Here is a 12,377-nt window from a genome sequence, read left to right as displayed (position 1 = left end):
GCGGGCAGGGCGCGGCTCATTCAGCGCTCCATGCGGCGGCAGCCAGGCTCCAGCAGGTAGGTGCGCAGGTCCTCGGCCAGGGGCCGACGAGCTCGGCGAAGCGCGTGCCTTCGCCCGCGAACAGCGCGCGCGCAGCTTCCTCGAAGCCGGCCAGGTTGCCAGCGATCGCGCTCATGAAGCGGTAAGCGGCTTCGCGCGAGGCGCGTTGGGCATCGCGATCGGCATGCACGCGCCGTGCCTCGTCGATGAGCCGGCGCAGCGCCACCGAGGCGCCGCCGGGCTGGCGGCTGAGCCAGTCCCAGTGGCGCGGCAGCAGCGTGACCTCGCGCGCGACCACGCCGAGCTTGGGGCGGCCGACGCCGCGGGTGGCCTGTTCGTCGGCCGCGGGGCTTTCCGGCACGGCGGGCACGCCTTGGCGCAGGTCCAGATCGAGGCGCTCGCCGGTGCTGTCGTCGAAGATGAAGACCGGCTGGGCATCGGCACGCACCCGCAACTGGGCGACGACTTCGGATCGCGGGCCGGCGGCAATACGCTCGAAGCCGGCGAAGGCGGTGAGGGTGGGGTCGGGAACGGGAGAAGACATGGCGCGAATAATACCCGGGCAAAACGAGTTTCGCAATCTACCCGGGTGAAAATTTTCGTGTCAGGCGACTTACGCACGGCGCGCCCCGTTTCTCGAGGATACGTACCTCGCGCAATTGTGCGAGGGGCCCTATGGCAAACTTCCGTGCTTCCGTTCCGTTGTTCTCTTCCCCTCTCACACTGGACGGGCCTCGCGCCCCGCCAGCCAGGCACCTTTTCCCATCCATGCAGAAAATCATTCGCCAGCTCGCCGCCGAGATCAAGGTCGGCGAGCACCAGGTGAAGGCCGCCGTCGACCTGCTCGACGGGGGTGCCACCGTCCCCTTCATCGCCCGCTACCGCAAGGAGGCCACCGACGGCCTCGACGACATTCAGCTGCGCGAGCTCGAGGCGCGCCTTGCCTACCTGCGCGAGCTCGAGGAGCGGCGCGCCGCGGTGCGGAAGAGCATCGAGGAGCAGGGCAAGCTCACGCCCGAGCTGCGCGCCGCCATCGATGCCGCGCCGACCAAGCAGGAGCTGGAAGACCTCTACCTGCCCTACAAGCCCAAGCGCCGCACCAAGGGCCAGATGGCGCGCGAAGCAGGCATCGAGCCGCTGGCCGACAAGCTCTTCGCCGACCCCACGCTGAACCCGGCCGAGGAGGCCGCGGCCTTCGTCAAGCCGGCCGCCGACGGGCTCGATTTCTCGACGGTGCAGTTGGTGCTCGACGGCGTGCGCGACATCCTCTCCGAACGCTGGGCCGAGGATGCCGCGCTGGTGCAGCGCCTGCGCGAATGGCTGTGGGCCGAGGGCTTGTTCAAGTCCAGCCTGATGGCGGGCAAGGACGAGAACAACGCCGATGTCGCCAAGTTCCGCGACTACTTCGACTACGACGAGCCCATCGGCCGCGTGCCCTCGCACCGCGCGCTGGCGGTGTTCCGCGGCCGCGCGCTGGATATTCTGGACGCCAAGCTGGTGCTGCCCGTCGAGCCCGAACCGGGCAAGCCTTCGATCGCCGAAGGCAAGATCGCACTGCACCTGGGCTGGAGCCATGCGGGCCGCGCGGCCGACGACCTGATCCGCAAGTGCGTGGCCTGGACCTGGCGCGTGAAGCTCTCGCTGTCCACCGAGCGCGACCTGTTCTCGCGGCTGCGCGAGGAGGCCGAGAAGGTCGCCATCAAGGTCTTCGCCGACAACCTGCGCGACCTGCTGCTGGCCGCACCCGCCGGCCCGCGTGTCGTGATGGGCCTGGACCCGGGCATCCGCACCGGCGTGAAGGTCGCGGTGGTCGATGCCACCGGCAAACTGGTCGACACCGGCACCGTGTTCCCGCACGAGCCGCGGCGCGACTGGGAAGGCTCGCTGCACACGCTGGGCAAGCTGTGCGCCAAACACAGCGTGAACCTGATCGCGATCGGCAACGGCACCGCCAGCCGCGAGACCGACAAGCTCGCGGCCGACCTGATCAAGCTGCTGGCGAAGATGGCCGAGCAGGCCGGCGCGCCGCCGCTGAAGGTCGAGAAGGTGGTGGTGAGCGAGGCAGGCGCCTCGGTCTATTCCGCCAGCGAGTTCGCCTCGCAGGAAATGCCTGACGTGGATGTGAGCCTGCGCGGCGCTGCCAGCATCGCCCGCCGCCTGCAGGATCCGCTGGCCGAGCTGGTGAAGATCGACCCCAAATCCATCGGCGTCGGCCAGTACCAGCATGACGTGAACCAGAGCGAGCTGGCTCGCACCCTGCATGCCGTGGTCGAAGATTGCGTGAACTCCGTGGGCGTGGACCTCAACACCGCGAGCGTGCCGCTGCTGTCGCGCGTCTCGGGCCTGTCGGCGGGCGTCGCCAAGGCGGTGGTGCGCTGGCGCGAGGCCAACGGCGCCTTCGCGACCCGCAAGCAGCTGCTGGAAGTCACGGGCTTCGGCGGCAAGACCTTCGAGCAGAGCGCGGGCTTCCTGCGCATCCGCGGCGGCGCCAATCCGCTGGACATGACGGGCGTGCATCCCGAGACCTACCCGGTGGTCGAACAGATGATCGAGAAGACCGGCAAGCCCATCGATGCACTGATGGGCCGCGCCGAGATGCTCAAGACGCTGAAGCCCGAGCTCTTCGCCAACGAGAAGTTCGGCGTGATCACCGTCAAGGACATCCTGGGCGAACTCGAGAAGCCGGGCCGCGACCCGCGCCCGGACTTCAAGGTGGCGCGCTTCAACGAGGGCGTCGAGGACATCAAGGACCTGGTCGAGGGCATGGTGCTCGAGGGCACGGTGAGTAACGTGGCCCAGTTCGGCGCCTTCGTCGACCTGGGCGTTCACCAGGACGGCCTGGTGCACGTGAGCCAGCTCTCGCACAAGTTCGTCAACGATGCGCGCGAGGTGGTGAAGACCGGCGACATCGTCAAGGTCAAGGTGATGGAAGTGGACGTGGCGCGCAAACGCATCGGCCTGTCGATGAAGCTGGACGCAGCGCCCGCCCGCCGCGACGGCCCGCGCGAGAACCGCTTCGAGGGAGCAGGGCGCGGCCAGCAGGGTCCGCGCCGCGACAACGCGCCGCAGCCCGCAGGGCAGATGGCCAGCGCCTTCGCCAAGCTACAAGGCCTGCGCAAGCCCTAGGACCAACGAATGGGAAGCCCGCATGCCTGATCCCCGCCACCTGGCCGAGCGCGCCGACGGACTGCCGGCGCGATCCGCCGCGGCGGCCGGCACCCGCGACCTGAACGCGGACTACCTGAAGGCGGCCGCCATCGTCGGCGTGGTCTGCATCCATGCGGGCCTGCCCTTCGAGGACGTGTACCGCTTCGGCGTGCCGGTCTTCATCGGCCTGTGGGCCTACTACCTCGAGAAGGCGCTGGCGCGCCGCGGGCCGGAAACGCACGGGGCCTACCTGGTCCAGCGCCTGGTCGAGCTGGGCGTGGCCTACATCGCCTGGACGCTGCTCTACATCGAGAAGTTCTACGACGGGCGCTGGGACGCCACGCCGCTGCACACCATCGTGGGCGGCTGGTTCGGGGGCTATGGCTGGTCGGGGCAGTACTACTTCGTGATCCTGTTCCAGCTCACGCTCATCTTTCCGCTGCTGCGCCGCTGGGTGGCGGAGGCGCCGACCCTGCCGGTGATCGCCGCCGGCGTGGCGCTGAACGTGGCCGCGGGCTACTGGCTGTTCGAGAACCGGTGGATCTCGGCCGTCGGCGACCGGCTCTTCATCTACTGGATTCCCTACGTGGCGATGGGCATCGCGCTGGCGCGCGGCGAGTTCGGCCGCAAGCCGGGCCTGGGCCTTGTCGCCGTGCTGCTGCTGCTCGCGGCACCGATCGAGAGCCGGCTTTTCGCCGAGCACTCGGCCTACCTGGCGCTGACCGTGACGCTGGCCTCGCTGCTGCTGCTGATGAGCGCCGTCGCGGCCGACCGCTCGCCGCTGCGGAAGCCGGGCGTGCTGGGCCGCACCGTCGCCTTCGTGGGCCGCAACACCTTCGCGATCTACGTGGCCAACGTCGCCATGCTGGAGGTGAGCAAGAGCACGGGCTTCACCGCCTTCGCCGTTTCCCACGGCGGGCCCTGGGGCCTGCTCGCCGTGGTCGCGGCCACGCTGGCGGGCGGCCTGGGCATCGGCTGGCTGCTGCAGGCCCTGGGCCTGGGCGTGCTCGTCGGCAAGCGATGAAGGCCCTGCGCATCTACGCGGGCCCGGCGGCGCGCGCGCACATTGCCGCGCAGGGCCTGGCGCCGCAGGATGTGCGCACCGTCCCCGGCGCGGCGGGCGGGCCCAAGGGCTTGATCCTCGGGCCCATCGACCGCTTTCTCTTCGGCGACTGGCTGCTGCAGTCCACGCAGCCCGTGGACCTGGTCGGCGCTTCCATCGGCGCGTGGCGGCTGGCCAATGCCTGCCTGAGCGACCCGAAGACCGCCTTCGACCAGTTCGAGCACGGCTACATCCACCAGCATTTCGAGGTGCCGGCGGGGCAGAAGCGCATGAGCGCGCAGCAGGTCAGCGCGAAGTTCAGCGAGGGCCTGCGCGACTTCTACGGCGGCCGCACGCGCGAGGTGGTCGCGCATTCGCGTTACCGGCTGCATGTGATCACGGCGCGCGGGCGCCACATCCTCGGGCGCGAGGGCAGGGCGCGCACGCCGGCCGGCTACCTGGGCGCCTTCATCACCAACAGCGTGCACCGCAAGGGCCTGGGCGCGTGGCTGGAGCGCGTGGTCTTCTCCAGCCCCGGCGCGACGCTGCCCTTCGGCACGCAAGACTTCCGCACGCGGCAGGTGGCACTGGCCGAGACCAACTTCGAGCTCGCGCTGCAGGCTTCGTGCTCGATCCCCTTCATGCTGGAGGCGGTGCACGACATCCCGGGCGCGCCGCCCGGCGCCTACTGGGACGGCGGCATCACCGACTACCACCTGCACCTGAATTACGGCAATGCCGACGGCGTGGTGCTGTATCCGCATTTCCAGAAGGCAGTGGTGCCGGGCTGGCTGGACAAGGGGCTCAAGTGGCGTCACAAGCCCACGCGCTTTCTGGAGCGCATGGTGGTGCTGGCGCCGGATCCGGAGTGGGTGCGCAAGCTGCCCAATGGCAAGCTGCCCGATCGCAACGACTTCCTGCGCTACGGCAACGACCAGGCAGGCCGCATCAAGGCCTGGGGCATCGCGGCGCAGGAGGCGCGCCGGCTGGCGGACGAGTTGGCCGAGTGGCTGCACCGGGGTAGCCCGGTGGCGGACGTACAGCCGCTCTGACAGGCGCTGCCGCGCGGCGGCTACAGTCGGGCTTCTCTACTTCGAACCACGGGGAAGCACGACACCATGAACGCAACACGAATCATCGGCCTGATCCTGATCGTCGCCGGCATCGCCGCCATCGGCCTGGGCGGCTTCAGTTTCACCAAGGAAACGCACCAGGCCAAGATCGGGCCGATCGAGCTGTCGGTGAAGGAGAAGGAGACCATCAGCTTCCCCACCTGGGCCGGCGTGGCCGCCATCGTGGTGGGCGGGGCGCTGGTGGTGTTCGGCGGCAGGAAGGGCTGAGCTCCTGCGGGGCAAACCCTGAGGGCAGGGATGCCACAGCCTTCCAGAATCGGCGCTCCATTCGAGGAGTCGTCTTTATGCAGCAAGCCCCGTTGTCCCGCCGCGCCTTCAACCTCTCGGCCGCCGCGGCCGCGGCATCGATCGCGGCACCCGGCTTCGCGCAGGCCGCCTGGCCCAGCAAGCCGATCCGCATCATCGTCCCCTATACGCCCGGCGGCTTCACCGACCAGATGGCGCGCCTGGTGCAGCCTGGTCTTACTGCGCGGCTGGGCCAGCCGGTGGTGATCGACAACAAGCCCGGCGCCAACAGCCTGATCGGCGTGGATGCGCTGGCCAAGTCGGCGCCCGATGGCAGCACCTTCGGCGTGGTGATCGCGGCCTACGCGGCCAACACGACGCTCTACCCCAAGCTGCCCTACGACCCGAAGAAGGACCTCACGGGCGTCTCGCTGCTGGGCATCTCGCCGCTGCTCGCGGCGGTGAACAACGACGCACCCTTCAAGACCGCGAAGGAGCTGATCGACTATGCGCGCGCGCATCCCGGCAAGATCAGCTTCGGCTCCTCGGGCAACGGCTCGGCCGCGCACCTGACCAGCGAGCTGTGGAAGTCGCTCACCAAGACCTACATGACCCACATCCCGTACCGCGGCGCAGTGCCGGCGCTGACGGACCTGCTGGGCGGGCAGATCCAGCTCTTCTTCGACGCGCCGACCGGGCTCATCAACCAAGGCAAGGCCGGCAAGGTGCGCCTGATCGGCGTGGCCAGCGACCGCCGGCTGCCGGCCGTGCCCGAGGTGCCCACCTTTATCGAGCAGGGCTTCGCGGGCTTCACCGGCAGCACCTGGGCCGGCATTCTGGCGCCGGCGGGCACGCCGCGCGAGATCGTCAAGCGCATGTCGGAAGAGGTGGCCCGGATCATCAAGAGCGACGAGACCCGCGCGAAGCTCGACGCGATGGGCACCTTCCCGGCCGGCAGCACGCCCGAGGAGTTCGATGCCTTCATCGCGGCCGAGACCGAGAAGTGGGGCAAGGTCATCCGGACGGCGGGCGTGAAGGCCGAGTGAGCGCGGGGCAGGGCATCGAAAGAGTCCTGCCATCCAATGAGCGCCCCATGGATCGACAAGTCAGTGCGTCACCATATGGTCGAAGCGTGTAGCGCCATCGGCTTGCCGGGCACGCGCTCAGCGGACATCTTGATCGCGCCGAAGCAGCCCTGCGAACGCACCCAGTTCCGTCGCGAGCGCGGGCTGCCCCAGGCACTCCAGGCACTCGCGAGCAAGGGCCACATGGCGCTCTTCGGCGTCGGGATGGAGGGCAAGAAGCACCACCGGGAGCAGCCCGTCGCCCGGCTTGCCGCGGTCGATCAGTTTCCTGGCAGTCACTTCGAGCGTCGGGAGATCGAAGGCATCCGGCCGAGGCAGCAGCGGCGGCAGCGGGCCACCCGCCCGCAATGCCTGGACAAACCCCGAAAGCGCATGACGGACTTGCAGCAGTTCGTCGGCGATCTCAATGCTTGCTGTTATTTTCAGCTCGGCGTATTTCGAAACGTCGATGGAATTCATGTGATCTCAGCGCCAGAACAAGCGCTCGTAGAGTGCCTTCAGCAAGATGACAAGGAAGGCAGCCAGGATGAACTGCTTGGCGACTTCGGCTTTCAACGTCTGCTCCGGGATCATGCCTGGTTCGAACGTGGCCATTTCAAGGATCCGCTCGGCAATCAGTTCGCCCAGGCTGCCGGTGATGTCCGGCTGCACGTTGGTTTCCTTTCTGACGGCGTCGGTGCCGGCCCACACGGCCGACGGGATCCCGGACAACAGGTCGGGATAGTGGTTCAGGGCATACAAAATTGTGTCCCAAGGGCGTCCCAAGTTCGATGAAATGCTCGGCTGGAGCAGCTTCTCTGTCTCGCTCAGCACCGCGTAGCCTACGACAGTGCTGGGCGCATCCAGTCCTGCAGCGCTACGGCTCGCCGAAATTATTTCCGCGAGCTTTGCGGCAATCGGCTCGGCAACTTGGGGGTGCCCCCATCCAAATGCTTCCCGCCAACCCAGGAAGATGACTGCGATTCCGAGCCACTCGACAAGTGCCCTGCTGATCCTGTACGGCATTCCGCGATCGAATGCCGCATCGTCGTTGATGTTTGCGAGCCACGCGATCCCCGAGAGCGTGTGCGTCTTGATGATCAGTAGGCCTTCGAGGTCACCCGGCTTGCGCTCGTCCAGCGGCACAGCGTGCAGCAGCCGGATCGCCGCTTCGGCGATGCGCATCCGGTCTGGGTGGCCATAGATGGCCGGCGGCGGCGAGAGGCTGGTCCAGAGCAAGCGGACGAGATGGCGCTTTGCCTCTGCGTCCCCTTCCATGGCAGCGACCTCCAGGGACGAAAGAACTGCTGGCGTAAACCAATCGGCAAAGCGGTCTGCAAGAGAATTCCTCAGTTCCGTCGGCACGAAGATGAGCTCCCGGAGAAACAGGTAGCGCTCCTCCTCACTGTCCATATGCTGCGCGGCGATCTCGACAAGATCAATCTTCGCTGTACGTGCGAGGCCGCCGTTGTCGCCGAAGAACATGGCCGCGAGCGGTGCGAGGATGTTCCCGGCGTTCAAGCCGCGCGCGGCCTTGATGCAGCGACCCAGCCACTCCCCGAGAGTCTGCTTCAACAGGCCTGAATTTATCGCCAATACGAAGAGCAACTCACGATCGAGTCCCGCAAGTTCGCTTTGAAAGGTGGTTGCATCAATGACGCCGTGGTCCAGGTTTGCACGGATGCGGGCGATCAGCCAAGCCGCTTGCGCGAAGGCCTGGAAACGCTTGGTCTCCTCGGCGTCGTCGAAAACGATTGTCGTCAGGCCCGGCGGCTCCGAATCGGCAAGCGGACCGAACCACTGTACAAGCGCGACCAAGTCGCGTTCGATATGAAATTCGTCCCCTGACCAGTTGCCAAAATTCAACAAGCTGCGGGAACTGTCCGGACCTCGTTCTACAAGGCTGGTAAGCGTCTCAAGGAGGTTACGCACGATGAAGTCGCATTGGTAGAAGCTCCAAGGCTCGTCAGCATCGAGTAGCGAGTCCCATGCGCTGTCGAGCTTGGCCTTCAACTCCTGTTTGTTTGAGCCGGGAAAATTGGCAAGGGCATTGAGCGTGCGGACGAAGGTCACGAGTCGTTCGGGCTGCTTCGGGAGCGCTAGATCGAGCGGGCCGCCCTCATGCTTGGTCCAAAGCTCCAAGCCGGTTCCAATATCGCCGAGTTCCAGCATGCTCAGCGCAACGGACAGAAGCTGCTTGCGGACGGATTTCTCGGCTGACGCGAATCGGGATTCATCGGATGCGCAGACCAGGAGCAGGCTCTCCAGCCTGCCGCGAACCATTTGCAGTTGACGGCTTCCTCCGAACTCGCAAAGCAGGCGCGCCAATTGCAGTTCCTTGGCAATGTAGCCTTCATCTCGCTGCTCGCACTTCGCCAGTTCGCCGACGAAGGCCTTTTGAAGGTCGTACAGCAGTTCACCGGCGATATTGGATGTGCATCCTCTCAGGCGCAAAATGGATTTATACAGATCGATTGCCCAGTCCAGATGCCTCAAGGCGAGAAACTGCCGCCACCGCGGCATCGCTGCAGGGAAGGCGCCACTGTGGAACATTTGCTTGATGGATCGAGCTAGAAGAACCTGCACGGTCTGCGCTTGGGGGGCGTTCAGGGAGCCGTAAGCCATGCATTCCCTCAAGAGCTCGACAAGCTGTGTCACGGCATACTCAAGGTCGGTAGCGCCACCGAACTCCAGCAAGACCTCGGCGAGTTGCACATGCTTGGCCACGTTGATCTCCTGGGCCGCATCTACCTGCTTCCAGCCGATTCTGTTGAGTGGCCCTGCGTCCTCCGCCATTGCGGACCACAACGAGAAAAACATCAGTTGCAGGCTCTCCGCAGGGCATTGTTTCGTGGCGCGAATCGCCCGGAGCGTCTTGGATGCCTCCGAGAAAGCCTTGTTGTCCAACTGCTCCAAGAACTCCTTTTCCAGGCCTTCAAGGTCTGGGGCCTCCACCTCGTCGCCGGCGACGCCCAGATAAGTCAAGACCCGGGCCACATCCGCCAAACTGGATCTAGCCTGGACCGATGACTGCTTCACGCACTCGTCCATCAGCCTCTGAGCCAAATCGATCAGTTGCTCGCGGAACTCGTCGCTACGCCCGGCCAGTCCGCAGCATTCCGTCAAGATCCCCAGCTGCGCGGCCAGAAATGCCAGCCGGCGATCTTTCTCGTCCTGGTTGGTTTGGTTGGTTGTGGTCCGGAGCTGCTCGCATCTTGCGATCCAGGCAGTAATGCAACGGTCGAGCGGGAAGCCGGCACGCATCAGGGCCGAGCGCTGGGCGGGATCGATGCGCCCCGCAAGCTGAAGGATTGGCAAGAGGGCCCCGCTCGAGCAGGCATGCGCGAAGCGAACGACGGCAGGGTGGTCGTCCCGCGCCAGCGCTTCGGCCGCACAGACGTTCCACGCCCAATCGAACGAATCGGGCAGTTGCGCCTCCGCATGCACCATGCGCTGAAGCTCCTGCGCCAGGGTCATGCACAGCGCTTGACGAAACTCCGGCAAATGGCGGAGATGCGTGTAGATTGCCCTGGCCGCAGCCGAGCCGGGTTCGCCAGCTCCTATCAGCGCTCGCATCAACATGCATGCCGAGTCGGTCGTCCCCTGGAATACGAGTTGCTGAGCCCGCGGTCCGGGAATGAACCCGTGCCCGGCCTTCAGCAGGACCTTCAATGCCTCCCTGACTGCCTGATGCCGGAGCAGTTGCTCAGCTTCGGTGACGAGAAGTGAAATTGGGTCGACCAGCGGATTCTGTTGAAGCATATACAGCGGCACTTCGAGCGCGATGACAGAGGGCGCATTGATTCGATCTGTGCGGACTGCTGGGCTGTAAGTCGAGACTTGGTTGTTGTTGACAGGGTTCACGTGTTCTCCAGTTCGAAGAGCGAATTCCAAAGAACGGCGCGTTCACGCATGCCTTCCACTGCGCGGCTGAAGGTAGGTTGATCCAGCTCTTCCATGGCCAGCCAATGTCGAAGAATCAGTTGTCTTGTTTCCAAGTCGATCTCGGACCGCTCGAATCCGGCGACGCCATGCGTTACGCCAATACTGGGAGGCGCGCCTTCTTCCGCGGGCCGCAGCAAGCCCGAGTTCAGTAGCGGCAAACTCCACGATTCCGATGTAGGCGGCCGGGCCGGCATCTGCGTCAAGGGAATGCGACCCGCGGATGTAGTCAGCTCCAGGAACTGTCCGCGGCAGATCGCGTGCACGGCGCAAATTCCACCGTCACTGAAGGCATAGCCGCCATGGGGCTGTACCTGAGGCAGCGGGAGGTTGCCGGCCGTGCAGTGCTGCTCGACGAGGCCATTGAAGAACGCGGCTCGCCATTGCAAGCGCCCGGATATTTGCATGAAAAGGTCTCTCCAGGGGGCAGTTTTATGCCGCGACGCCGTCTCTCATAAGCGGAACCGTGCGTCGTGGTCCATAGCTCAGTAACAGCAGTGGATGCGGAGTTCCCAGCGCAAGATCATTTGCATGGCGCCGTGAGGGCAGAGAGCGAGCCCCTCGGGAACCTGCTATCGCGCAGGGTATCGAGGTGCTCGACATCGACCTTGCGGGCGGCTAGGAGCCATGGCGCGGCCCCTTCGCCGGCGACCTGCGGGTGCTGCGCGGCGTGACCTGGCCGCGCATCAAGCTGCGCTACACGCTCGAGCGCGGCGGACAGGCGGTGGCGAGCGCCGAGGAGCAGGTCTCGGACATGCACTACCTGATGACGGCCAACCGCTACATGACCAGCGACCGCCTGCGCTACGAGAAGGCGATGCTGGACGATTGGTTCGACAGGCGCTTCGTCAGGCGCCAGTGACCCAGGCCGCGGCTGCGGCGGCGACGGCGGCGTGGGCCGCATTGCGATCGGCCATCGACGACTTGGTCTCCGTCAGGTAGACCGACAGCAGGACGGGCGCGCGCCCCGGCGGCCGCAGGATCGCGATGTCGTTGGTTGCGCCGTTCTCGCCCGTGCCGGTCTTGTCGCCCACCTTCCAGTCTGCGGGCAGGCCGGCGCGGATGCGCTGGCCGCCTGTCTTGTTGTCGTCCAGCCATTGCAGCAGCCGGACGCGCGAGGCGGGCGCGAGCGCATTGCCCAAGAGAGTCTTTTGCATGCTGTCCACGATCGCGGCCGGCGTGGTGGTGTCGCGCGGATCCTCCGCGCGCGCTTCGTTGAGCCCGGGCTCGATGCGATCGAGCCGCGTGTGCGTGTCGCCCAGCGAGCGCATGTAGGCGGTGAGGCCGGCCGGGCCGCCGAAGCTCGCCAGCATCAGGTTGGCCGCGGTGTTGTCGCTCAGGGTGACCGCGGCCTCGCACAGCTGCGCCATGGTCATGCCTTCGCCGCCCGCGTGCTTCTCGGTCGCGGGGGAGTAGGGCACCAGGTCGTCGCGTGCGTAGGTGACGCGGCGATCCAGCCGCTCCTTGCCCTGGTCCACCCGTGCCAGCACCAGCGCGGCGGCCAGGAACTTGAAGGTGCTGCACAGCGCGAAGCGCTCGTCCTGGCGATGGCCGGCGCGCCGGCCATCGGCGGTGTCGAGCACATGGACACCGAGCCGGCCGCCGACCTTTTTCTCGATCTCGGCGAGTTGCCGCGCCAGACCCGGACGGCTCTCGGCGCGAAGGTCGAAGGAAGCGGCGGCCAGGGGAAGAAGAAGGGCGCCGGTGAATTGACGTCGATGGATCATGAAATGAAAGCTCCTGAAAGAGAGGCGACTTTCGGCGATCCGCGGCGCAGGCACAAAC

At 66.2% G+C, this 12,377-nt stretch carries 10 protein-coding genes and 1 pseudogene; 6 read left to right on the top strand and 5 right to left on the bottom strand.

Annotated features, from left to right (window positions below):
* Positions 1-16: 16 nt before the first annotated feature.
* The gene (locus GXN78_RS27690) at positions 17-583 is read right to left on the bottom strand and encodes a DUF2239 family protein (RefSeq protein WP_164255804.1); all 567 of its coding nucleotides are present in this window, start codon (positions 581-583) and stop codon (positions 17-19) included.
* A 224-nt stretch (positions 584-807) separates the two neighbouring features.
* Between GXN78_RS27690 and GXN78_RS27685 the strand changes: the two genes are divergently transcribed.
* The 5 genes from GXN78_RS27685 (at position 808) to GXN78_RS27665 (ending at position 6,632) form a co-directional block, all read left to right on the top strand.
* Entirely contained in the window at positions 808-3,165 is a 2,358-nt protein-coding gene (locus GXN78_RS27685) for a Tex family protein (RefSeq protein WP_106554671.1), read from the top strand.
* Between the two features lie 22 nt (positions 3,166-3,187).
* Positions 3,188-4,210: an acyltransferase gene (locus GXN78_RS27680; protein ID WP_106554672.1), complete on the top strand. Its 1,023-nt coding sequence runs from the start codon at positions 3,188-3,190 to the stop codon at positions 4,208-4,210.
* On the top strand, positions 4,207-5,280 hold the full coding sequence (locus GXN78_RS27675; RefSeq protein ID WP_106554673.1) for a phospholipase: 1,074 nt from the start codon (positions 4,207-4,209) through the stop codon (positions 5,278-5,280). The genes GXN78_RS27680 and GXN78_RS27675 overlap by 4 nt, the downstream gene beginning before the upstream one ends.
* 66 nt (positions 5,281-5,346) lie before the next feature.
* Positions 5,347-5,568 (top strand): hypothetical protein, encoded by a 222-nt coding sequence (locus GXN78_RS27670; RefSeq protein ID WP_106554674.1) that lies wholly within the window; start codon positions 5,347-5,349, stop codon positions 5,566-5,568.
* Between the two features lie 77 nt (positions 5,569-5,645).
* The gene (locus GXN78_RS27665) at positions 5,646-6,632 is read left to right on the top strand and encodes a tripartite tricarboxylate transporter substrate binding protein (RefSeq protein ID WP_106554675.1); all 987 of its coding nucleotides are present in this window, start codon (positions 5,646-5,648) and stop codon (positions 6,630-6,632) included.
* Positions 6,633-6,749: 117 nt separating this feature from the next.
* Here GXN78_RS27665 and GXN78_RS27660 read toward each other — a convergent pair whose 3' ends face one another.
* From GXN78_RS27660 to GXN78_RS27650, 3 genes are read right to left on the bottom strand one after another with little or no spacing between them, the layout of a single operon-like run.
* Positions 6,750-7,130 carry a hypothetical protein gene (locus tag GXN78_RS27660; protein WP_106554676.1) on the bottom strand — a complete coding sequence of 127 codons (381 nt, stop codon included), beginning with the start codon at positions 7,128-7,130 and terminating at the stop codon, positions 6,750-6,752.
* Between the two features lie 6 nt (positions 7,131-7,136).
* A complete protein-coding gene (locus GXN78_RS27655; protein WP_146162973.1) occupies positions 7,137-10,514 on the bottom strand; it encodes a hypothetical protein in 3,378 nt (1,125 codons plus the stop codon).
* Positions 10,511-10,999 (bottom strand): type III secretion system chaperone, encoded by a 489-nt coding sequence (locus tag GXN78_RS27650; protein WP_106554678.1) that lies wholly within the window; start codon positions 10,997-10,999, stop codon positions 10,511-10,513. The genes GXN78_RS27655 and GXN78_RS27650 overlap by 4 nt, the downstream gene beginning before the upstream one ends.
* A 227-nt stretch (positions 11,000-11,226) precedes the next feature.
* On the opposite strand from GXN78_RS27650, the pseudogene GXN78_RS27645 reads away from it, so the two are divergent.
* A pseudogene (locus tag GXN78_RS27645) lies at positions 11,227-11,454 on the top strand (DUF3016 domain-containing protein); the annotation flags it as partial.
* Here GXN78_RS27645 and bla read toward each other — a convergent pair.
* The gene (gene bla, locus GXN78_RS27640; protein ID WP_106554679.1) at positions 11,441-12,319 is read right to left on the bottom strand and encodes a class A beta-lactamase; all 879 of its coding nucleotides are present in this window, start codon (positions 12,317-12,319) and stop codon (positions 11,441-11,443) included. The pseudogene GXN78_RS27645 and the gene bla sit on opposite strands and share 14 nt — an antisense overlap.
* Between the last annotated feature and the right edge of the window lie 58 nt (positions 12,320-12,377).

Origin of the sequence: Variovorax sp. WS11 (genome assembly GCF_010499245.1) — a bacterium.
Classification (GTDB): Bacteria; Pseudomonadota; Gammaproteobacteria; order Burkholderiales; family Burkholderiaceae_C; genus Variovorax.
The sequence above is the reverse complement of the archived record's forward strand: the minus strand, read 5'-3'. Positions and strand labels throughout refer to the sequence as shown.